The 21,174-nt window shown below is 72.0% G+C and carries 19 protein-coding genes; 7 read left to right on the forward strand and 12 right to left on the reverse strand.

The window, feature by feature from the left end:
• Positions 1 to 5 precede the first annotated feature (5 nt).
• From B0I32_RS43235 to B0I32_RS43260, 6 genes are all read right to left on the reverse strand, one after another.
• A complete protein-coding gene (locus B0I32_RS43235) occupies positions 6 to 977 on the reverse strand; it encodes an ADP-ribosylglycohydrolase family protein (protein WP_106249595.1) in 972 nt (323 codons plus the stop codon).
• Positions 974 to 2,275, reverse strand: a complete 1,302-nt coding sequence (locus B0I32_RS43240; RefSeq protein WP_106249597.1) for an ABC transporter substrate-binding protein — start codon at positions 2,273 to 2,275, stop codon at positions 974 to 976. Before B0I32_RS43240 ends, B0I32_RS43235 begins: the two co-directional genes overlap by 4 nt.
• A 10-nt stretch (positions 2,276 to 2,285) precedes the next feature.
• Complete coding sequence (locus B0I32_RS43245) at positions 2,286 to 3,104, reverse strand: carbohydrate ABC transporter permease (protein WP_106249599.1); 819 nt, start codon at positions 3,102 to 3,104, stop codon at positions 2,286 to 2,288.
• Positions 3,101 to 4,015: a carbohydrate ABC transporter permease gene (locus B0I32_RS43250; protein WP_219912307.1), complete on the reverse strand. Its 915-nt coding sequence runs from the start codon at positions 4,013 to 4,015 to the stop codon at positions 3,101 to 3,103. The genes B0I32_RS43245 and B0I32_RS43250 overlap by 4 nt, the downstream gene beginning before the upstream one ends.
• Positions 4,012 to 5,076: a LacI family DNA-binding transcriptional regulator gene (locus tag B0I32_RS43255; protein WP_106249600.1), complete on the reverse strand. Its 1,065-nt coding sequence runs from the start codon at positions 5,074 to 5,076 to the stop codon at positions 4,012 to 4,014. Before B0I32_RS43255 ends, B0I32_RS43250 begins: the two co-directional genes overlap by 4 nt.
• Positions 5,077 to 5,348: 272 nt before the next feature.
• On the reverse strand, positions 5,349 to 6,764 hold the full coding sequence (locus B0I32_RS43260; RefSeq protein ID WP_281262662.1) for an MFS transporter: 1,416 nt from the start codon (positions 6,762 to 6,764) through the stop codon (positions 5,349 to 5,351).
• Here B0I32_RS43260 and B0I32_RS43265 point away from each other — a divergent pair.
• The 3 genes from B0I32_RS43265 to mihF all read left to right on the forward strand — a co-directional run bounded on the left by B0I32_RS43265 (position 6,661) and on the right by mihF (position 8,887).
• A complete protein-coding gene (locus B0I32_RS43265) occupies positions 6,661 to 7,965 on the forward strand; it encodes an ROK family transcriptional regulator (RefSeq protein ID WP_106249604.1) in 1,305 nt (434 codons plus the stop codon). The two genes, B0I32_RS43260 and B0I32_RS43265, sit on opposite strands and share 104 nt — an antisense overlap.
• Positions 7,966 to 8,073: 108 nt before the next feature.
• Positions 8,074 to 8,478: a GlcG/HbpS family heme-binding protein gene (locus B0I32_RS43270; RefSeq protein ID WP_106249606.1), complete on the forward strand. Its 405-nt coding sequence runs from the start codon at positions 8,074 to 8,076 to the stop codon at positions 8,476 to 8,478.
• A gap of 103 nt (positions 8,479 to 8,581) precedes the next feature.
• Positions 8,582 to 8,887 (forward strand): integration host factor, actinobacterial type, encoded by a 306-nt coding sequence (gene mihF, locus B0I32_RS43275; protein WP_043641121.1) that lies wholly within the window; start codon positions 8,582 to 8,584, stop codon positions 8,885 to 8,887.
• Positions 8,888 to 9,043: 156 nt separating this feature from the next.
• Here mihF and B0I32_RS43280 read toward each other — a convergent pair whose 3' ends face one another.
• The gene (locus tag B0I32_RS43280) at positions 9,044 to 9,691 is read right to left on the reverse strand and encodes a response regulator transcription factor (protein ID WP_106249608.1); all 648 of its coding nucleotides are present in this window, start codon (positions 9,689 to 9,691) and stop codon (positions 9,044 to 9,046) included.
• Complete coding sequence (locus tag B0I32_RS43285) at positions 9,682 to 10,929, reverse strand: sensor histidine kinase (RefSeq protein WP_106249839.1); 1,248 nt, start codon at positions 10,927 to 10,929, stop codon at positions 9,682 to 9,684. The genes B0I32_RS43280 and B0I32_RS43285 overlap by 10 nt, the downstream gene beginning before the upstream one ends.
• Before the next feature lie 183 nt (positions 10,930 to 11,112).
• Here B0I32_RS43285 and B0I32_RS43290 point away from each other — a divergent pair, with 183 nt between their 5' ends.
• On the forward strand, positions 11,113 to 12,387 hold the full coding sequence (locus B0I32_RS43290) for an acyltransferase family protein (RefSeq protein ID WP_106249610.1): 1,275 nt from the start codon (positions 11,113 to 11,115) through the stop codon (positions 12,385 to 12,387).
• Positions 12,388 to 12,512: 125 nt separating this feature from the next.
• On the forward strand, positions 12,513 to 15,011 hold the full coding sequence (locus tag B0I32_RS43295; protein WP_106249612.1) for a DEAD/DEAH box helicase: 2,499 nt from the start codon (positions 12,513 to 12,515) through the stop codon (positions 15,009 to 15,011).
• A gap of 230 nt (positions 15,012 to 15,241) precedes the next feature.
• Here B0I32_RS43295 and B0I32_RS43300 read toward each other — a convergent pair whose 3' ends face one another.
• Entirely contained in the window at positions 15,242 to 15,805 is a 564-nt protein-coding gene (locus B0I32_RS43300) for a hypothetical protein (protein ID WP_146178521.1), read from the reverse strand.
• An 8-nt stretch (positions 15,806 to 15,813) separates the two neighbouring features.
• Between B0I32_RS43300 and B0I32_RS43305 the strand changes: the two genes are divergently transcribed.
• Positions 15,814 to 16,317: a DUF2087 domain-containing protein gene (locus B0I32_RS43305; protein WP_245956391.1), complete on the forward strand. Its 504-nt coding sequence runs from the start codon at positions 15,814 to 15,816 to the stop codon at positions 16,315 to 16,317.
• 58 nt (positions 16,318 to 16,375) lie between these two features.
• Here the strand turns inward: B0I32_RS43305 and B0I32_RS43310 are convergent, their stop codons facing one another.
• Both B0I32_RS43310 and B0I32_RS43315 read right to left on the reverse strand, forming a co-directional pair.
• Positions 16,376 to 17,908, reverse strand: coding sequence for an alkaline phosphatase D family protein (locus B0I32_RS43310; RefSeq protein WP_106249617.1), 1,533 nt, complete (start codon positions 17,906 to 17,908; stop codon positions 16,376 to 16,378).
• Positions 17,909 to 18,178: 270 nt separating this feature from the next.
• A complete protein-coding gene (locus B0I32_RS43315) occupies positions 18,179 to 19,135 on the reverse strand; it encodes a helix-turn-helix domain-containing protein (protein ID WP_219912308.1) in 957 nt (318 codons plus the stop codon).
• Between the two features lie 41 nt (positions 19,136 to 19,176).
• Between B0I32_RS43315 and B0I32_RS43320 the strand changes: the two genes are divergently transcribed.
• Positions 19,177 to 19,956: a phytanoyl-CoA dioxygenase family protein gene (locus B0I32_RS43320; RefSeq protein ID WP_106249620.1), complete on the forward strand. Its 780-nt coding sequence runs from the start codon at positions 19,177 to 19,179 to the stop codon at positions 19,954 to 19,956.
• A gap of 63 nt (positions 19,957 to 20,019) precedes the next feature.
• Here B0I32_RS43320 and dusB read toward each other — a convergent pair whose 3' ends face one another.
• Positions 20,020 to 21,126, reverse strand: a complete 1,107-nt coding sequence (gene dusB, locus B0I32_RS43325; protein ID WP_245956396.1) for a tRNA dihydrouridine synthase DusB — start codon at positions 21,124 to 21,126, stop codon at positions 20,020 to 20,022.
• Between the last annotated feature and the right edge of the window lie 48 nt (positions 21,127 to 21,174).

The raw sequence follows: 21,174 nt of genomic DNA on the forward strand, positions 1-21,174 counted from the left end.
GTGTTCTACAGTCCTTCCGCCAGTTCGTCGGCGACGTCCAGCACATGTCTTCCGGCCACGACGGGCAGGCACTTGCCCGTCACCGGCCCGATCCTGGCGGCCCAGCGGGCCGGCACGCCGCGCTCTCCCCGCGCGGCCCCGGCCACCGCTCCCGCGATGGCGCCGATCGTGTCGGCGTCCCGGCCCAGGCTCACCCCGAACGTCACGGACGCCTCCACCTCGCCGCCCCCCGCGAGGAAGGCGGCCAGGGCCAGCGCCACGGCCTCGGGCGCGACGTCGGTCCACGGGTAGTGCCGCACGACGACGGCCCGGTGCAACGCCTCCACGAGCTCCGAGCCACCCGGATCCGGGAAGGACGCGAGGACGTCACGTACGCGGACGACGTTCCTGGCCGTCCACGAGTCCGCCGGGATCACCGCCAGCGCCGCCGCGACCGCCTCGTCCGGCGTGGTCCCGCCCATGGCGGCGGCCACCGCCCCGGCGACCGCCCGGCCGCCGACGATGCCCTCGCCCGACCCGCTGACCAGCCCGTCCTGTTCGACCAGCCGGGCCGCCTCCGCCGGATCCCCCGGGCAGAAGATCCCGTACGGCGCCGCGCGCATCGCCAGCCCGTCCGACCAGCCGTGCGCGTGCACGAGCCCGGTCAGCGGCGGCTCCAGCCCCCGGCGAAGCGCTTCGACGGTGCCCAGCTCGGAGAAGCCGGCTCCGCGCATGGGCCCGCTCACCCGGGGGATGATCTCCGCCCGGTACGCGGCCGCCACATCGTGCGCGCGAAGGTCGTGCCCGTGACGGACGAGCAGCGAGGCGGCGAAGATCGCGTACTCGGTGTCGTCGGTGCCGCCGCCCTCGATCTCGGTGAGCCGCCCCCACCGCCGCCGGATCTCGGCCGGCGTGAGGTTCTCGGCCGGGGCCCCGAGGGCGTCGCCGGCCGCCAGGCCGAGCAGGCACCCCCGGGCCCTGTCCCGCAAGGAAGTCACCGCTGGTACCGCTCCAGCACCTTGTTGCCGTCCTCGACCAGCTTGGTCGCGGCCTGGTCGAGGGTGATCTTGTCGGCGAAGTACTCCTGCAGCGCGGGCGTGGCGACCTTGCTCTTCCACTCGTCGAACCCGTTCACCTTCAGGAACGGCGCCACGACGAGGTCCTTGGCGGAGGCGGTGGCCACGTCCCAGCCGTTCTCCTTCGTGGTCATGGCCGGGTCGGCGGCGGCCGTCTGGGAGGTCGGCAGCAGCCAGTCGCCCTTGGCGAGCTTGGCCTGGTTGGCGCCGTTCAGGAAGAACGAGATGAACTTCATCGCCTCGTCCGGGTGCTCGCTCTCCTGCGCGATCGACAGCGTCTGCGAGACCGCGCCCTGCTGGGCGCTGGTGCCCTTGGGCGCGGGCAGCGTCACCCACTCGAACCCGTCGGGCGCCTGCTCGGCGACCTGCTGGCGCAGGTAGACGCCGGTCGGCAGCAGCGCGAACTTGCCCTTGTAGAAGGCGGGCAGCGGGTCCGCGGTGCCCTGGCCGAGCGCGGCCGGGTCGGCGGACTTGTCCTTGTAGAGCTGGTCGTGGATGCGCTGGAGCACCTCGCGCTCCTCGGGGCCGACCTTGACGGTGGTCTTGCCGCCGGCGGTCTGGAAGAAGGTGCCGCCGAAGTTGAGCGCCAGGTTGAGCGTCTTGTTGACCGGCGACTTCATCGGCCAGGCCACGCCGAACGTGCCGCCCTTGGTCATCTTCTTGGCCGCCGCGGAGAACTCGTCCCACGTCCACGGGTCACCCGCGGCGGGGACGCGCACGCCCGAGTCGTCGAGCAGCTTCTTGTTGGCGATGATGACCTGCGACTCCTGGAGGAACGGCACGCCGTACACGCCCTGCTCGCCCTTGCCGCCGTCGAAGGTGACGGTGTCCCAGGCGGTCTGCGGGATGTCGCTCTTCAGCTCGGCGGGCAGCTTGGCACCGAGGTCGAGCAGGTAGCCGTCGGAGGCGAAGCCGGCCAGGGCGGGCGAGTCGTTGTGGATGACGTCGGGCGCGGTGCCGCCGGCGAACTGGGTGACGAGCTGGTCGTTGACGTTGTCCCAGCTGCCCTGGACGTAGGTGACCTGGATGCCGGGGTTGGCCTTGTTCCACTCGTCCACGATCTGCTTGTTCGCGGCGACGGACTCCTTCTGCCAGGCCAGGCTGAGGAAGTCGAGCTTGACGGGCGCGCCGGGCGAGGACGACGACTCGCCGCCGCCCCCTCCGCACGCGGCGGCGAGCGTGAGGACGGCCGCCGCCGCCAGAGCGGACTTGATTCGCATATGAGGCCTCCTAGCCCTTGACGGCGCCGGCCATCAGGCCGGACTTCAGTCGCCGCTGGATGATTGCGAAGAAGATCAGGCTGGGGATCGTCGCCATGAGCGACGCCGCGGCCAGCGGCCCGAGCCTGGCCACCCCCTCGGGGCCGGTGAACCTCACCAGCGTGAGCGGGAGCGTCATGACGTCGGGGTCCTGCAAGATCACGAGGGCGAACATGAACTCGTTCCAGGACGAGATGAACGAGAACAGCAGGGTGGCCACCACGCCCGGCGCGAGCAGCGGGGCGACCACGCTGACGATCGAGCGCAGGCGGCTCGCGCCGTCCACCGACGCGGCCTCCTCCAGCTCGGGCGGCACGGCGCGGACGTACCCCTGCAGCATCCACAGCGCGAACGGCAGCGTGAACGTCACGTGCACCACCACCAGGCCGGGCAGCGTGTTCACCAGGTCCAGGTCCCGCAGGATCATGAAGAGCGGGATGATGATCAGGATGAACGGGAACACCTGGCTGACCAGCACCCACCCGATCGCGATCTTGTTGACCAGCCCCCGGTAACGGGCCATGGCGTAGGAGGCGGGCAGCGAGATCACCACGGTGATCACGCTGGCGAACAGCGCCACCACCAGGCTCCGCGCCGCCGCCCCGACCAGGTCCTGCTCCCCGAACGCGTCGGTGAAGTTGGCCAGCGTGGGCTCGCGCGGGATCCACGTCGGCTCCGTCAGCGCCATCTCCTGGGGCGTCTTCAGCGCCGTGGACAGCAGCCACAGCAGCGGGAACGCCAGGAAGACGACGTACGCGACCAGCGCCACGTACTGTGAAACGCGTTTCACCTGGCCTCCCTCATCTGCCGCCACAGGTACAGCCCGAGCACCGCGAGCACGACGATCGCCATGGCGAGGCCGAGCATCGAGGCGTAACCGGCCATGCGGTAGCGGAACGCCTCCTCGTACGCGAACAGCATCGGCAGCCGCGTGCGCCCTCCCGGCCCGCCCTGCGTGAGCACGTAGACCAGGCCGAACTGGTTAATGTTCCACACGAAGTCGAGCGAGGTGATCGCCACGATGACCGGCCTGAGCTGCGGCAGCGTGATGCTCCAGAAGCGCCGCCAGGAGCCCGCGCCGTCCATCTCACCGGCCTCGTAGAGCTCCTTGGGCACGTTCTGCAGGCCCGCGAGCAGCACGACCGTGGTCTGCGGCATGCCCGCCCAGACACCCACCACGATGATCGCGGGCAGGGCGAGCGAGAAGTCGGCCAGCCAGTTGACGTGCGTGCCGAGCAGGTCGTTCAGTATGCCCGCGTCGGGGTGGTAGACGAGCTTCCACATCAGGCCGATGACCACCGGCGGCATCGCCCACGGCACCACCGACAGCACCCGGGCCACGGCCCGGCCGCGCAGCTTCTCGTTGAGCAGCAGCGCCAGGCCGAGCGCGGCGACGAACTGCAGCACGGTCACGGAGACGGACCAGATCGCGCCGATCCGGAACGAGGACCAGAACTCGTCGTCGGCCAGCAGCGCGGTGAAGTTCTCCAGGCCGACGAACTCGGTCTGGTGGACGCGGGTGTTGCGGGCGTCGGTGAAGGCCAGGCCGATGCCGTACAGCAGCGGGCCCATGCTGAACAGCAGCACCGGCACCATCGCCGGCAGCATCAGCAGCCACATCTCCCGCGTCTTGCGCGAGGGCCCGCGGCGTCTGGCCCGCGACCGCCGGGGCGGCGCCGCTCTCGTCTCGGTGGCCGTCACGCGCCGTCCTCCTGCCCGTCCGCGTCCTTTCCGTCGGCGTACTTTCCGCCCGCGTACGCCGGGCCGGCCGTGGAGGCCCGGACCGCGAGGCGGGGCGGCACGGTGACCAGCCGGGGCTCGCGCTCGCCGCCCTGGAGCCGTTCGAGCAGCAGTTCGGCGGCGGCCTTGCCGCGTTCCGCGGACCCGAGCGAGACGCTCGTCAGCGACGGCCACGAGGCGGCGGCGAGGTCGGTGTCGTCCATGCCGACCACGGCCACGTCCTGGGGCACCCGCCGGCCCAAGGCGCGCAGCACGTCGAGCGCGCCGAGCGCGATCAGGTCGTTGGCGCACATCAGCGCGTCGATGTCGGGCCTGGCGGCGAGCAGTCCGGCCACCGCGCGGGCACCGTCGGCGCGGTAGAAGTCGCCGATGCGGACGAGGTCCTCGTCGTAGGGCAGGCCGAGGTCTCCCAGCGCCTCCCGGTACGCGGCGCCGCGGGCGGCGCCGGGCACGGTGTCGAGCGGGCCGTTGACCAGGGCGATGCGGCGGCGGCCGAGCGCGTGGAGGTGGTCGAGCGCCAGCCTGACGCCGGTGCGCGAGTCGGCCCGTACGTTGTCGACGGGGGTGCCCTCGGGCACCGAGCCGATGATCACGACGGGGGCCCTGGCCGCGGCCAGCATCTGCAGATGGGCGTCGGTGACCCGCAGCGGAACCATGATCAGCCCGTCCACGTAGCGCTCACCGAGGCTGTGCAGCACGGCGATCTCGTCCTCCACCACCGCGTCGGTCGAGTGCAGCACGAGCCGGTATCCGGCGGCCTTCAGCACCGGCTGGATCTCGCGCAGCATGGCCAGGTAGGCGGGGTTGCCGACGTCGGCCATGGCGAAGGCGACCTGGTGGGTGCGGCGCGACTTGAGGGATCTGGCCACGGCGTTGCGCACGTAACCGAGCTCGTCCGCGGCGGCCATCACCTTGCGCACGGTCTCCTGCCTGGTCGGCAGGCCGTTGAGGACCCGCGATACGGAGGCGATCGAGACACCGGCGCGCTCGGCGATCGTGTTGATCGTGGGTCCGTCGGCCAAGGCTGTCCTTCCATCGTGAGTAAACGTTTACGGCCATCCGTCTGTAAACGTTTACCGCGTGGAGGACATGAAACCTGGATGTAACTTGCAGGTCAAGTCACGATCACATAACACCAGGTCAGCGGCCATCAGCACAAATCCCGCCACGACCCGGCCGCGAGCGGACCGGGACGTGACGGGCAGATGTGCGGCAGATAGGACGGGCAGGACGTGACAGCACCCTCGCCTCAAGCGACCCGCACAGGCCAGAGCGGATCGGGGCGGAGCGACGATCAGTCGCGGGCGGGTTCCGGTTCCGGCTCGTGTCCTCGCTCCCCGGCCGGGCCGGCCGCCGCTTCGGGGGCGGTGTCCTGGGCGGGGGACGTCGAGAGGCGGAGCAGGGCGCGGATGGCCGGGGAGCCGGTGAGCGTCACCACCGCGGCGAGCACCGCCGGGATGAACAGGGCCACCGGCAGCGACGTCGACTCGGCCACGTACCCGAGCACGGCCGGCCCCAGCAGCAGCCCGGTGTACCCGAACGCCGTCACCATCGCCAGGGCCCGCCCGACCCGGCCGCCGGCCGCGCCGACCGCGCTGAACAGCACCGGCACCACCGTGGCCAGCCCGACGCCGACCAGCGCCCACCCGGTCCAGGCGCACGCGACCCGTACGGCCGCCCCGGTCAGCGGCGAGACGAGCACGAGGACGTACCCGGCGGTGGCGAAGAGCCCGGCGAGCTGGATGGTCCGCACGGAGCCGAGCCTGGCCCTGATCGGGTCGCCCAGCAGCCGCACGGTGGTCATGGCGACGGAGAAGATCGTGTACGCCAGCGGCGCCATGGCCGGATCGGTCTCCAGCACCCAGCGGGCGTGCAGCGCGGCCCAGTCGATGGCCGCCCCCTCGCTCAGGTGCCCGGCGAACGCGGCCAGCCCGAGCAGGGCGATCAGCCCCCAGCGCAGCGACTCGCCCGGCGCACCCGGCGAGCCGGAGGACCCTGAGGCGGAGCCGGCCCCCGCCGTGTCGGGGAGCAGCAGCCGCGCGGCCGGCAGGTACAGGAACGGCACCACGATCGCCGCCACGATCAGCAGCCACTGCGCGTCCAGCCCGGCCTTGAGCACGAGGGAGGTGATCCCGCCGCCGGCGGCCCCGCCGAGGCTCCAGGTGCCGTGGAAGGCGGAGATGATCGGCCGCCGGTAGATCCGTTCGACCTCGACGGAATGGGCGTTCATGCCGACCTCGGTCACGCCGAGCCCCATGCCGAAGAGCACGGCCAGTACCGCCAGCTGCCAGTACGAGGACGCCAGCGCCGGCCCGAGCAGCACCAGGCCGGAGATGGGCCCGCCGAACCAGCACACCCGCCGGCTCGACCACCGGTCCACCAGCGGCCCGGCCACCAGCATCGACACCAGCGCCCCGCCGGAGATCAGCAGCAGGACGCTGCCGAGCCGGGCGGGGCCGAGGTCGAGCCGGTCGTTCAGCGACGGCAGCCCGGCCGCCCACAGACCCATGACAAGACCGGCGAGAAAGAAGAATCCGAAAACTCCGACACGAGCCCGTTTTGCGTCAGTGAGGCTTTTGTTCACGGCTAGAGCATAAACTGTTCCCGTGAATGGAGCTACAACGAGTGGCGAGCTTCGCGCGCACAACCGGGTCAGGCTGCTGCGCGCCGTGCACGACTCCGGTGCCGTGCGCACCAGATCCCAGCTCACCCGCGATCTGCGGCTGGCCAGGGGCACGGCCTCGGTGCTGGTGGCCGGCCTGGCCGAGGCCGGGCTGCTGCACGAGGAGCCGGCCCCCGGCCACGCGCGGGGCCGGCCGACGCAGGTGCCTGGGCCGCATCCGCACGGCCCGGTGGCGCTGGCCGCCGACGTGCGCGAGGACGCCTGGGAGCTGGCGGCGTGCGAGCTCGGCGGCCGGGTCACGGTGCTGGACGTGCGCCCGCACGACGGCACGCCGCAGGGCACGCTCGGGCCGCTGGGCGAGGCCGTGGCGGCGCACCGGCGGCGGCTCGGCCACCGGGTCGTGGGTGTCGGCGTCGCCCTGGCCGGCCCGATCCGCCACGGCGGCCTGGTGGACATCGCCCACCTGGGCTGGCGCTCGGTCGACGTCCCGGCCCTGCTGAACCTGCCCGACGGGCCCGCCGCCCAGCCCGGCGCGCCCGCCTTCGAGCCCGGCGAAACCGGCGCCCGGCCCGGCGAGCCCCGGCCCGGTACGCCCGTCATCGGCAACGACACCGTCCTCGCCGCGCTGGCCGAGGCGCGGCGCGGCCACCTGCGTGACGTCCGGGTGGGCCTGCACCTGCACGTGGACTTCGACCTGGGCGGCGTGCTGGTCGTGGACGGCCGGCCGGTCCCCGGGGCGAGCGGCGCCGGCGCCGAGTTCGGCCACATGCCGCTCTCCGGCGGAGACCGTCCCTGCCCCTGCGGCGCCACCGGTTGCTGGGGCATGGACGTCGGCGCCAACGCCCTCCTGCGCGATGTCGGCCTGGCCCACGGCGGCGGCAGGGGACGCGAGCAGGCCGAGCGGGTGCTGGCGACGAACGGGGAGGCGGTGGAGGCCAACGCCAGGGCCCTGGGACGCGGCGTGGCGGCCCTGGTGAACGCGCACGACCCGGAGGTGGTGACACTGTCGGGCCACGGCGTGGAACTGCTGCAGCGGGCCGGACAGGCCCTCATGGCGGCCTGCGAGCCCGGCCTGATGGCGATCCGCCGCGACCGGCCGCCGCGGATCGAGGGCTCGGCCCTCGGCTGGCGCGGCTCGCTCCTGGGCGCGATGGAGTCGGTCTTCGACCACTTCCTCACACCCGAGGGGCTCGAACTCTGGCGGAAAAACCACCCTGACCAGGCTCGCGACACGCCCGACCGACAAAGTGTGACGTATTCCACCCTGGCCCGACATAAGCCCCTGTGACTCCACACCTCCGTACCCGCATAGGCGATCTTGCACGGGCCGGGCCGGCCCGGGTACGCATGGGGAGGGCCAAGGCGCGAAAGAATCATGATCCGAGGGGCGAACCGCGTGAATCTCGAACTCGCGCTCCGCATGACGGAGGCAGCCGTCAAGCAGGCGTACCGCGAGGGCGCCCGGATCTCCGTGGCGATCGTGGACGACGGCGGAAATCTGGTGTCCTTCCAGCGTATGGACGGTGCGGAGATCTCCGGTCCTGTCCTCGCGCGGGGCAAGGCGTACACCTCGGTGGCCCTGCGCAGGCCCACCTCGGAGCTGCCCGCGCTGGCCGCGGCGGACGGCGAGCTCGCGGGCCTGGCCGGAGCGGGTTTCGTCTGCTTCGGCGGCGGCCTGCCGCTCTGGTCGGGCTACGGTGAGACGGAACGCGTGGTCGGTGGCATAGGGGTCAGCGGAGGCACGATCGCGCAGGACGTGGCGTGCGCGGAAGCGGGCGCATCAGCGTGGTCCGGACGCTGACCACGCACTTTCCGCAACACGAACCGCTGGTATCCGCCATGATTAGCCACTGCACCACGGGTAACAGAACCCGAACGCTCAACTCCCCGAGGAGAGAACAGAGATGGCACTTCCCACTCTCACCCCCGAGCAGCGTCAAGCCGCTCTGGCCAAGGCCGCCGAGGCCCGTGCCGCGCGCACGGCGCTGCTGGCGAAGGTCAAGGCCGGCGAGCTGACGTTCGCTCAGCTGCTCGAGCGCGACGACGACATCGCGAAGAAGATCAAGGTGTCGCAGGCGCTCCGCGCCGTCAAGGGCGTCGGTCCGGCCAAGGCCACCGCGCTGATGGAGGAGGCGGGCGTCGACGAGAAGCGCCGCCTCGGCGGCCTGGGCGCCCAGCAGCGCAAGAAGCTGGTCGACGCGCTCGGGTAGACCCCCCGAGCGGCCAGGTCCGCGCGTAGCGGCGCGCGGACCGGCCAGCGACCCTCTCACTGGCCAGGAGGGACCGGCGGGCGGAGCCGCCCCGCTCGACCGGCGGGCCAGCCGGGAGGTCACGTGAACGTCAGGTCAGGGCGGCCGGGAACGTGATCACGAACGCAGGTAGGTCAGGACGGCGAGCACCCGGCGATGCTGGTCACTGTCCTCCGCGTAGAGGCCGAGCTTGCTGAAGATGCTTCTGATGTGCTTCTCCACGGCCCCGTCGCTGATCACGAGCTGCCGCCCGATGGCCGGATTCGACTTCCCCTCGGCCATCAGGCCGAGCACCTCGCGCTCGCGCGGCGTGAGCTCGGCCAGCGGGTCGTCCTTGCGCCTGCGCACCATCAACTGCGACACCACCTGAGGATCGAAGACGGTTCCGCCGGCGGCCACCCGCCGCAGCCCCTCCAGGAACTCCTCCACGTCGACGACCCGGTCCTTCAGCAGGTAGCCGACCGCGCCACGGGCGTCGGCCAGCAGGTCGTCGGCATAGGAGACCTCGACGTACTGCGAGAGGATCAGCACCGGCGTGCCGGGCACCCGGCGCCGGGCCTCGACCGCCGCCTTGAGCCCCTCGTCGGTGAACGACGGCGGCATGCGTACGTCCACCACCGAGACGTCCGGTTTGTGCTCGGCCACCGCGGCGACGAGCGCGTCACCGTCACCGACCGTGGCCACCACCTCGCAGCCGAACTCCTCCAGCAACCTGACCAGGCCCTCCCTGATCAGAACCGCGTCATCGGCCACGACTACCCGCACGGCACCTCCGCCACGATCATCGTGGGCCCGCCGTCGGGCGACTGCACGGTCAGCTCCCCGTCGACGGCGCGGAGCCGGTCGGCGAGCCCGGCGAGCCCATGTCCCTTGGCGACGTGCGCGCCGCCGACCCCATCATCCCCGATCGTCAGCATGAGGACGTCACCGATGCGGACGAGCTGGATCGTGCAGACGGTGGCGCGGCTGTGCTTGGCCACGTTGGTCAGGGTCTCGGCGCAGACGAAGTAGACGGCGTTCTCCACCGCGGCCTGGTAGCGCTCGACGGTCTGCACGTCGAGGTCGACGGGGACCGTGCAGCGGCCCGCGAGGGCGGCCAGCGCGGGCGCGAGGCCGCGGTCGGACAGGATCGGCGGGGCGATGCCGCGCGAGAGGGCGCGCAGCTCGTCGAGCGTCTCGCGGGTGGCGCCGATCGCGGCGGTGAGCGTGGCCCGCGCGGCGTCGGGGTCCTTGGCCAGCTGCCGCTGCGCCCTGGACAGCTCCATGGCCAGCGACACCAGCCGCTGCTGCGGCCCGTCGTGGATGTCGCGCTCCAGCTTGCGCAGCGCGTTGGCCTCGGCGGAGACGGCGGCGGCGCGGCCCTGGGCCAGGTCGTCGATGCGCTCCTGCAGCTCGGCCACGCCGGTCAGCAGGGCCCGGCCGAGACCGGAGCGCAGCAGCGCGGCGCCGCGGACCACGAACGGCATGAGCAGCGTGAAGACCAGGCCGATCGAGACGTAGAAGATCACGTTGACGCCGTAGGAGTCGCCCAGGCCGAGCAGCTCGGGCAGTTCGGTGTTGCCGGGGATGCGGGAGGTGACGAGGCCGTACAGGGGATAGGTGAGCCCGGCGACGGGAATCGCCCAGAACACCACGGTGAGCACGAACGCGATGATCGCGAACGGCAGGTTGAGTATGCCGTGCAGCAGGTCGAGCCAGGACTGCCCGCTGGTCAGCGGGTTGATGAGGCGGCGGAAGCGGCCCGCGCCGGGCGGCGCCGGCTTGTAGCGCGGCCGTACGGGCGGCCTGCGCAGCACGTCGGAGAGCCAGCCGCGCTCGGCGTCGGCGAAGCCCCGCGCCACCATCAGCGTGCCGGCCAGCAGCGGCACGCCGATCCACACGACCGCCGTGCCCACCCCTGCCGCGAATCCCGCGATCATGAGCACGAAGCCGATGAGAGTGGTCGGGAAACCGACCAGCGTGTAGCGGGTGTCGAGAAGGACACGCCTCGTCAGTGAGCGCATGGCCACCACCGTATGTCGCGGCGGCTTCGCGGACGAGCGGGTGCGCCGGTGTATGGGGGTAGGGCCAGCCCTACCCGGCCCGGTGGTGTGATCTCGACCTCAGGACGGCGGCTCGCGGCAATGTGCGCGAGCCTCCTGGGCGGGAGCCTTGAGCCATCCGCTCCCCAGGAATCGAGGCTCCCCATGACCGCCCTGCTGGATCGCCCCACTGCCGCGCCCGCGAGGCCGCGCGGCCCGGCGGACGCGCGCCCGGCGGGCCGCGATCCCTTCATCGACCTGCTGCGGGTGGCCGGGATGGCGCTCATCGTGCTGCAGCACTGGACGATCCCGGTGCTGACGTACGAGGACGGCCGGCTGACGACGGGCAACGCGTTGTCGACTCCCGGGGTGTGGGTGGTGACCTGGATCAGCCAGGTGATGCCGCTGGTGTTCTTCGCGGGCGGTGCGGCGAACGCGATCAGCTTCGGCCGCTCGGCCAAGCCCGCGCCGCTGTGGCTGGCGGTCCGGCTGCGCCGCCTGGCCTGGCCGCTGCTGCCGCTGGCCGCGGTGTGGATCCCCCTGCCGCACGTGCTGCTCAGCTGGGGCGTGCCGGCTCAGCCGCTCGGGGTGGGCGCGCAGCTGACGGGGCAGCTGCTGTGGTTCCTGGCCGTGTACCTGATCGCCGTGACGGTCACGCCGTACGCGCTGCGGCTGCACGAGCGGTACGGCTGGCGCGTCCCCGTCGTCCTGTCGGCCGGGGCGGTGCTGACGGACGTGGTGCGCTTCTCGTCCGGGGTGGACGCCCTGGGTTACGTGAACGTGGTGTTCGTCTGGCTGGCCGTGCACCAGCTCGGCTTCTTCTACGCCGGCGGCCGGCTGCGGCACCCGTGGCTGCTGGCCGCGGGCGGCTTCGGGGCGGCGGCGCTGCTGGTGGCCCAGGGGCCCTACCCGGGCAGCATGATCGGCCTGCCGGGCGCGGAGGTGTCCAACATGGCCCCGCCCACGCTGGCCATGCTCGCCGTCGGCCTCGGGCAGGTCGGCCTGGCCACGCTGCTGCGTCCCGCGCTGGTACGGCTGGCGCCGGCCCGCCTGCTGGACTGGGCGAGCCCGCGGATCATGACGGTGTACCTGTGGCACATGCCGGCCCTGTTCACGGTGACCGGGGTCGTGGTGGTGCTGCTGAGCGTGGACACGCCGCGGCCGGGCAGCGTGCTGTGGTTCCTCGGCTGGCCGATCTGGTTCGGGCTGCTCTGCCTGGTGCTGTGGCCGCTGCTGAAGGGGTTCGCCAGGTTCGAGACGCCGCCCGCGCTGCCGTTCGGCGCGGCCGGCTGGCGGGGCACGCTCACGGCGGCCGGGCTGGTCGGCGCGGGGGTGCTCACGCTGACCGTGGGCGGCTTCGCGCCCGGCGGCGGCCCGTTCCTGGCGGTCTTCGCGCTCCTCGGCGGGCTGCTGCTGACCGTGCCCCGCGCACGCACCTGACGACTGCGGGCGGTGGCTCGCGGGCGCGCCCCGGACGGCCGGATATCGGCGCCGGCGGCGAGGTCGCCTGACCGAGTTGGGCGTGACCGGTTCGACCACCCGGCAAACTTCGGCAGGATAGGTGTGTGAGCCTTCTCCTTGACCGCCTGCCCGAAGACATCGACGCCGATCCGGACGCCATCTTCGACGCGTTCGTCGCCTGGAACGCCGAGCGGGGGCTCACGCTCTATCCCGCCCAGGAGGAGGCCCTCATCGAGGTGGTCTCCGGCAGCAACCTGATCCTGGCCACGCCGACGGGCTCGGGCAAGTCGCTGGTCGCCGCGGGCGCCCACTTCACCGCGCTGACGCGCGACATGCGTACCTTCTACACCGCGCCGATCAAGGCGCTGGTGTCGGAGAAGTTCTTCGACCTGTGCGCCATCTTCGGCACGGAGAACGTCGGCATGATGACCGGCGACGCCAGCGTCAACCCGGGCGCGCCGATCATCTGCTGCACGGCCGAGATCCTGGCCAACGTGGCGCTGCGCGACGGGGCGGCGGCCGACATCGGCCAGGTCGTCATGGACGAGTTCCACTTCTACGCCGAGCCGGACCGGGGCTGGGCCTGGCAGGTGCCGCTGCTGGAGCTGCCGAACGTCCAGTTCGTGCTGATGTCGGCCACGCTCGGCGACGTGTCCATGTTCGAGCGCGACCTGACCCGGCGCACCGGGCGGCCGACGTCGGTGGTCAAGCACGCCGAGCGGCCGGTGCCGCTGATCTACTCCTACCGGATGACCCCGCTGCACGAGACGCTGGAGGAGATGCTCTCGACCGGTCAGGCGCCGGTCTACGTCGTCCACTTCACCCAGGCCGCGGCGATGGAGCGGGCCCAGGCGCTGATGTCGATCAACATGGCGACCAAGGCCGAGAAGGAGGCCATCGCCACCATGATCGGCGGCTTCCGCTTCACCACCCGCTTCGGCCGGGCGCTGTCGCGGCTGGTCAAGCACGGCATCGGCGTGCACCACGCGGGCATGCTGCCGAAATACCGGCGCCTGGTCGAGCGGCTGGCCCAGGCCGGGCTGCTGAAGGTCATCTGCGGCACCGACACGCTGGGCGTCGGCGTCAACGTGCCGATCAGGACGGTGCTGTTCACGGCCCTGTCCAAGTACGACGGCAACAAGGTGCGGCGGCTGCGGGCCCGCGAGTTCCACCAGATCGCCGGCCGCGCGGGCCGGGCGGGCTTCGACACCATCGGCTACGTCGCCTGCCAGGCCCCCGAGCACGACATCGAGAACGCCAAGGCGCTGGCCAAGATCGGCGACGATCCCAAGCGGCGGCGCGGCTACGCCCGCAAGAAGCCGCCGGAGGGCTTCGTCGGCTGGAGCGAGGACACTTTCACCAAACTCCAGGAGGCCGAGCCGGAGCCGCTCAACTCCCGGTTCAAGGTCAGCAACGCCATGCTGCTCGCGGTGATCAACCGGCCGGGCGACTGCTTCCAGGCGATGAAGCACCTGCTGACCGACAACCACGAGGACCGCAAGTGGCAGCGCCGGCACATCAGCCAGGCCATCGCCATCTACCGTTCGCTGCTGGCCGGCGGCATCGTCGAGCAGTTCGCCGAGCCGGACGAGCAGGGCCGGCGGGCCCGGCTGACGATCGAGCTGCAGGAGGACTTCGCGCTCAACCAGGCGCTGTCGACGTTCGCGCTGGCCGCGTTCGACCTGCTCGACCGCGAGTCGCCGGCGTACGCGCTCGACATGGTCTCGATCGTGGAGTCCATCCTCGACGACCCGCGCCAGATCCTGTCCGCCCAGCTGAAGAAGGCCAGGGGCGAGGCCGTCGCGCAGATGAAGGCCGACGGGATCGAGTACGAAGAGCGCATGGAGCAGCTCGCCGAGGTCATGTACCCGATGCCGCTCGACGACCTGCTGCTCGGGGCGTACGAGACCTACCGGCGCGGCCACCCGTGGGTGGGCGACTACACGGTCAGCCCGAAGTCGGTGATCCGCGACATGTACGAGCGGGCGATGACGTTCGGCGAGTACATCCAGTTCTACGAGCTGGCGCGCTCCGAGGGCACGGTGCTGCGCTACCTGGCCGACGCCTACCGCACGCTGTCGCGCACGGTGCCCGAGCACCTCAAGACCGACGACCTGGTCGACCTGATCGAGTGGCTCGGCGAGCTGGTCCGCCAGGTCGACTCCTCGCTGATCGACGAGTGGGAGAAGCTCACCAACCCGGCCACGGCGCTGGAGGAGCATCAGCAGCTGGAGGCCAAGGTACGCCCGGTCACCGCCAACCCGCGGGCCTTCCGCGTGCTGGTGCGCAACGCCATGTTCCGGCTGGTCGAGCTGTGCGCGCTGGAGAAGGAGGCCGAGCTGGAGGAGCTCGCCCCCGACGTCGACTGGGGCGCGGCGCTGGACGCCTACTACGACGAGCACGAGGAGATCCACACCGACGCCGACGCGCGCGGGCCCGCGCTGCTGCGCATCGAGGAGGAGAGCGGCCTCTGGAAGGTGCGCCAGACGGTCAAGGATCCGGCCGGTGACGGCGACTGGGGCATCGACGCCCAGGTCGACCTGGCCGCCTCCGACGAGGAGGGCCGTGCGGTGCTGCACGTCCAGGGGCTCAACCGCCTGTAGGGCGACCTGGTGAGAAGAGACGACAAGCCCTGTGCCGGAACGGACTGGCAAGGGCGCTCCGGCACAGGCCTGTCGATTGATTCTCCTTCGCCGAACGTCGAGGTCGTGTCATGACCATGTCTCAAGATCGAGACATTCCCTCGTCACCGGCCCCGCCGCCGGCACGTCCGCCGGCCTCGTCACCGGCCCCGCTTTCAGCTCGTCCGCCGGCGTCGTCACCGGCGCGGGCGTCAGCATCCGGCGATGGCGCAGATCTTGGCGAGCATGCGCCTGGTGTCCTTCGTCTGCTGCCTGAAGTCGGCCTTGGCCGGCTTGCTCCACTCGCCGGACACGGTGTAGAGGATCAGGGCGTTCGCGCGCCGGGTCACGATCGCCCGCTCGCCGCCGATGGCCGGCTTCCCGCCCTGGTACGCCTGCCCGGTGACCGACAGCCCGGTGTCGCCGAGGGTGATCGATGCCGAGGAGTAGCGGTAACCGGAGGTGCCGCAGGACTTCACCGCCGCCCGCAGGTCACGCAGGGCCTTGCCCGCGGCGGCCGCGGACCGGTAGAGGACGACCTGCTCCGACTTGGCGTAGTCGGGCACCGCCGTGTAGATGAGCGTCCTGGCCGAGGTCCGGCCGCGCTGGCCTAACCCGGCTTTCTGGCACGGGTTGACGACGAGCGGGGCCGTTCGCCTTCCGCTGGCCGACCAGCTCGTCTCGGGGTTGGCGTCCTTCTTGGCGGCGGCCTTCTCGTACAGGAGGAAGTTGTTCGGGACGGCGACGGCGGCTGCGAGCAACAGTGCTGTGATCATGGGACAAAATGGTACGAGTGAACGACGAAGACATCAGGCGCGTTCTCGGACTCCTCTACCAGGACGAGACTCTCAAGACGTTCGCCTCCCTGGTGCTCGGAACCACCGACGGGCTCTCCCCCAAGTGTCTGCACAAGCTGGCCAGCGGCGGCCTGGCCGAACGCGACGAGAACGGCACCTGGCGCGCCACCCCGGAACGCTTCCGCGACCTGCTGCGGGCGCACGCCGAACCGGCCGAGGAGCTGAGCGCCGAGGAGCGGGTGCTGCGCACCTTCCTGGTGGACGGGCGGCTGACGACCACGGCGATCCGGCGGGACAAGCGGCTGGTCGTGCTGCACTACATCGCGGGGGTCTTCGAGCCCGGCGTGCGGTACGCGGAGAAGGACGTGAACGTGGCGCTGCGGGCCTTCCACGACGACTACGCGGCACTGCGCCGCTACCTGGTGGACGAGGAGCTGCTGTCCCGCGAGGGCAACGTCTACTGGCGCAGCGGCGGCCACGTGGAGATCTAGGCGGGTTCCCTGCGGGATCAGGCGAGTTCTCGGCGAGATCAGGCGGGTTCTCGCGAGGTCAGGCGGGGTTGAGTGCCGGGTCGCCCGGCTCGATCGCGAAGGAGCCGGAGGTACGGGCGGGAGCGTCCGGTCGCGTCACGTAGGCCAGTGAGCGGAAGTCGACCTTCATCTCCCGCCGGCTGATCCTGGTCCTGACGTAGCCGCGGCGGCCGTTGAAGAACCGGACGTGCGGATTCCCGGCGAGCAGGTCCGGCGTGTCGGGATACTCGTCGAGGCCGTCGCCGGCGCTGGTGACCGAGGTGGTGACGAGTTCGACGGCCACGGGCTTCGAGCCGGGGTCGCGCTGGTCGCGGCTGATCCGGCCGGCCCAGTGGGAGTGCACGTCGCCGGTCAGCACGACGGCGTTGCGCCGGTGGGCGCCGACGGTGGCGGCCAGGTGGTCGCGGGAGGCGACGTAGCCGTCCCAGCCCTCGTTGGACCAGCCCTGGGCCGGGCCGCGGACCCAGTCCATCTCCATCATGAACACCTGCTGGCCGAGCAGGTCCCAGGTGGCGTGCGACTCCCTGAGCTGGGCGTCGAGCCAGGTCTGCTGCTCCTGCCCGAGGATGGTGCGGGCGGGCGCGAGGCGTTCGGCGCAGTCGGGGCCGACGGTGCCGGCGCGGCCGGCGCGGCCGGCGCACGCGTACGGGTCGCGGTACTGGCGGGTGTCGAGCAGGTGCAGGTTCGCCACCGCGCCCCAGCGGATGCTGCGGTACAGCCTGAGCGCCGCCCCGACCGGCCGCTGCGCGCGGCGCAGCGGCATGTTCTCGTAGTACGCGCGGAACGCCGCCGCCCTGCGCTTCCTGGAGACGTCGCCGGCCCAGGCGTTCCGCACGTCGTGGTCGTCCCAGACCACGGCCCAGGGGGCGATGGCGTGGGCCGCGCGCAGGTCGGGGTCGGTCTTGTGCTGGGCGTGGCGCAGGCGGTAGCCGGCCAGGTCGAGGCACTCGCCGCCGGCCTGGTCGCGGACGGGGTGCTCGTAGTCGCCGTACTCGTAGATGTAGTCACCGAGGAAGGCGATCAGGTCGGGGTGGTCCTCGGCCATCCGGCGGTAGGCGGTGAAATAGCCGCTCTGGTAGTCGGCGCAGGAGGTGAACGACAGGTTGAGCGCCCGGCTGCGGGTGCCCGGGGCCGGGGCGGTCAGGGTGCGGCCGGTCTCGGACAGCTCACCGGCGGCGCGGAACCGGTAGAAGTACTCGGCGCCGGGCTCCAGTCCTTCGAGCTCGACGTGGACGCTGTGTGCCGCCTCGGGGCGGGCGGTCTCGGTGCCGTGCCGGACGACGCGGCGGAAGTTCTCGTCCTCGGCCAGCTGCCACTCCACGGGCACCGGGCGGCGCGGCATCCCGCCCAGCCCGTCCGGCGCCAGCGGATCCGTGGCCAGGCGGGTCCACACCACCATGCCGTCAGGGGCGGGCTCGCCGGAGGCGACGCCGAGCCGGAAGGGATCGCGCAGCGGGGAACGCCGGGCGGCCGCGCGGACGGCCCTCGGGGCGGTCACGCCGGCAACGGCCAGGCTCGCGCTCCCGGCGAGAAGCGCACGCCGAGTGAGCATGGGGGTCCTTACCGGGGAACGGGGATGCGGACGCCGATCGCGGTGAACGTCGGGGGTGGCGGGTGCCTGCGCGGACAGCCTGACGTGCGGCGGGTTGCGGAGAGCGTGCAGAAGGGGACTTTCCGCTGAAGCCCGGATGAACCTTCGCCACAACTCCGGCGCGCTGGAGCCCTTGGTACGAAGTCAACCGGCGGGGAGCGGCACGTCGATCAGAGGGTGGGCGCACAGGGCGGGATCAGCCGTCGACTGCGAGCCGGGCGAGGACGTCTCTCAGTCGCCGGCGGGGCGGAGGCGGGCGCGGTAGTCGCGGGGTGGGAGGCCGTACTCCCGTCTGAAGGCGCGGCTGAAGTGGAACGGGCTGACGAAGCCCGAGGCCGCCGCCACCTGGCCGACGTCCATGTCCGTCACCTCCAGCAGGCTCGCCGCGTGCCGCACCCGGGCCCGGCGCACCGCCTGCATCGGCGTCTGGCCGGTCTCTTCGGCGAACAGGTGGGCGAAGCGGGACGGGGAGAGCGCGACCGTACGGGCGAGCGAGGCGACCGAGTGCGGCGCGCCCGGCTCGGCCGCGATCCGCGCCAGGACGCGGCGTACCCGCTCGTCCCCCTCCTCGCCCTTCCCCTCGGGCCGCGCGGACGCGGTGGCCAGCACCAGCACCTCCGCCACAGCCCCCAGGACCAGCTCCCGCGCCGCCCCGCCCACCACCACCGCCGGCACCCGCGCCCCACCGTCCGGGTCGGCCGCCGCGGTCGGATCAGGCATGCCCGCGGGGTTCGGGCCGACCGCGTCAGACCCCGCGGTGGCCGATGAGGCCATGTCCGGTGTCCAGCGGGCGTCCTGGAGGGCCCGCTGGAAGGCCAGGTCGATCCGGGGGTGCACGGCCCGGGGCACGCCGGCCACCAGGTGGCATCCGCCCTCTCTGGCGTACGGGCCCAGCCAGGCCGCCCAGCTCGCCCGGGGCTGGAAGTGCACCCACCAGAACCGCCACCGCTCCGCCCCCTGCCGGACCCGGTAGTGCTGGGCCACCCCCGACCGCAGCACCGCCAGGTCCCCCTCCCCCACCTCGAACGCCGCCCCGCCCTGCTCGACCGCTCCGGCCCCAGCCTCGGTCCACAGCAGCAGCCAGCTCGGCGAGCCGCCGGGGCGGCGGGTCGCGTAGCCGGGCGCCCTGTCGTAGTGGCCCACGATCATCAGCTCGGCAGCAGGAACAGACAGGTCCTCAGCGGTCATGGGCATACCGTCGCACATCCCGTCCGCCTACCGTGAAGGGCATGAGGTACAACGACTTCCACGAGCAGGGGTACACGCTGGTGCCCGGTCTCCTCGCCCCCGAGGAGGTGGCCGAGCTGCGTGACGCGTTCATGACCATGCACGCCAAGGGCCCGATCCCGGGGCACTTCACGCCTCAGCCGCAGGAGCCGGGCCGGCCGTACGACATCCTGCGCGACTACCCCCGGATCATGCACCCGCACCAGGTGAGCGACGTGGCGCTACGCTACCTGCTCGACGCCCGCGTCGCCGCGATCCTGCGCGAACTGCTCGGGGAGGAGCCCATAGCAGCCCAGAGCATGTTCTACTTCAAGCCGCCGGGCGCCAGGGGGCAGGCGCTGCACCAGGACAACTTCTATCTCCGGGTCGAGCCGGGCACCTGCGTGGCCGCGTGGGTGGCGCTCGACCGGGTGGACCGGGCCAACGGCGGCCTGGAGGTCGTTCCCGGCACGCACCTGATGGACCTGTTCTGCCCGGAGGAGGCCGACCAGGGCGTCTCGTTCACCAGGGAGTACGTGCCGCCGCCGCCTGGCCTGGAGAAGGTCCCCGTGGACATGGACCCGGGCGACGTGCTGTTCTTCAACGGCAGCCTGGTGCACGGCTCGGAGCCCAACGGCACGCCGGACCGCTTCCGGCGCAGCTTCATCTGTCACTACGCCGGCCGCTCGGCGGAGCGGATCGCCGAGTACTACCCGACGCTGACGATGACCGGCGAGCCCGTACGGCTCGAAGCGTCGGTCGGCGGCGGCCCCTGCGGCACGGAGATCACCGGCCCCCACTGAGCCGACCCGAACTGAGCCCGCACCAGCTCGACCGAACCCGCCTCCACCCTGACGGGCCTGGGCTCAGCCGCCGGAGACGTCCGACTCGTCGTCGGGGATGGGGCAGTCCCAGGGGTCGTCCAGCCACCCGTCAGGCAGCAGCACCTTGGACCGTTCGCCCGACTTGCCCCGGGGCGTGTCGGTGTTCGGCGGCCACGGCTGGTCGCGCTCCAGCTTGGCCAGCCCCTCCCGCAGCCCGTCGAGCGACTCGGCCGTGGCCAGCTCACGCCGCAGCTCGCTCCCGACCGTGAACCCCTTCAGGTACCACCCGACATGCTTGCGGAAGTCGGCCACCGCGTACCGCTCGATGTCGAAGCACTCGGTCAGCCCCTCGGCGTGCCTGGCCATCACGTCGGCCACCTCGCCGAGCGTCGGCCTGACCCGCTCGGAGCTGCCGTCGAAGGCGTACTGGAGGTCCTTGAACAGCCACGGCCGCCCCAGGCAGCCCCGCCCGACGACGACGCCGTCGCACCCGGTGCGCCGCACCATGGCGACGGCGTCGTCGGCGGACCAGATGTCGCCGTTGCCCAGCACGGGGATCTCGGGGACGGCCTCCTTCAGCCGGGCGATGGCCGCCCAGTCGGCCACGCCTCCGTAGTGCTGCTTCGCCGTGCGGGCGTGCAGCGCGATCGCGGCGACGCCCTCCTCGGCGGCGATCCGCCCGGCGTCCAGGTAGGTCAGGTGGTCGTCGTCGATGCCCTTGCGCATCTTCATCGTCACGGGCAGCGACCCGGCGTTCGCGACCGCCTCGCGCAGGATCCGCCGCAGCAGATTCCGCTTGTACGGCAGCGCCGACCCGCCCCCGCGCCTGGTCACCTTGGGCACGGGGCAGCCGAAGTTGAGGTCGATGTGGTCGGCCAGGTCCTCTTCGGCGATCATCCGGACCGCCCGGCCCACGATGGTGGGGTCGACGCCGTACAGCTGGATGCTTCTGGGTTGCTCGGACTCGGCGAACCTGATCATCCGCAGCGTCTTCGGATTGCGTTCGACGAGGGCCCTGGTCGTGATCATCTCGCACACGAACAGGCCGGCGCCCTGCTCGCGGCAGAGCACCCGGAACGGCGCGTTCGTGATGCCCGCCATCGGCGCCAGCACCACCGGCGGCCACACCCCAATCGGCCCAATCTTCACCCCGTCAGTTGTAGCGCAGGTCAGGCTGTGAACGGTATTCGGCCGATA

Source organism: Nonomuraea fuscirosea, from assembly GCF_003001935.1.
GTDB lineage: Bacteria > Actinomycetota > Actinomycetes > Streptosporangiales > Streptosporangiaceae > Nonomuraea > Nonomuraea fuscirosea.

What these genes read in the sequence shown, in the direction of transcription:
- B0I32_RS43240 (WP_106249597.1), bottom strand. Translation starts at nt 2,275, where the DNA reads ATGCGAATCAAGTCCGCTCTGGCGGCGGCGGCCGTCCTCACGCTCGCC.
- mihF (WP_043641121.1), top strand. Translation starts at nt 8,582, where the DNA reads ATGGCACTTCCCACTCTCACCCCCGAGCAGCGTCAAGCCGCTCTGGCC.
- B0I32_RS43285 (WP_106249839.1), bottom strand. Translation starts at nt 10,929, where the DNA reads ATGCGCTCACTGACGAGGCGTGTCCTTCTCGACACCCGCTACACGCTG.
- B0I32_RS43290 (WP_106249610.1), top strand. Translation starts at nt 11,113, where the DNA reads ATGACCGCCCTGCTGGATCGCCCCACTGCCGCGCCCGCGAGGCCGCGC.
- B0I32_RS43300 (WP_146178521.1), bottom strand. Translation starts at nt 15,805, where the DNA reads ATGATCACAGCACTGTTGCTCGCAGCCGCCGTCGCCGTCCCGAACAAC.
- B0I32_RS43305 (WP_245956391.1), top strand. Translation starts at nt 15,814, where the DNA reads ATGGTACGAGTGAACGACGAAGACATCAGGCGCGTTCTCGGACTCCTC.
- B0I32_RS43310 (WP_106249617.1), bottom strand. Translation starts at nt 17,908, where the DNA reads ATGCTCACTCGGCGTGCGCTTCTCGCCGGGAGCGCGAGCCTGGCCGTT.
- B0I32_RS43315 (WP_219912308.1), bottom strand. Translation starts at nt 19,135, where the DNA reads ATGACCGCTGAGGACCTGTCTGTTCCTGCTGCCGAGCTGATGATCGTG.
- B0I32_RS43320 (WP_106249620.1), top strand. Translation starts at nt 19,177, where the DNA reads ATGAGGTACAACGACTTCCACGAGCAGGGGTACACGCTGGTGCCCGGT.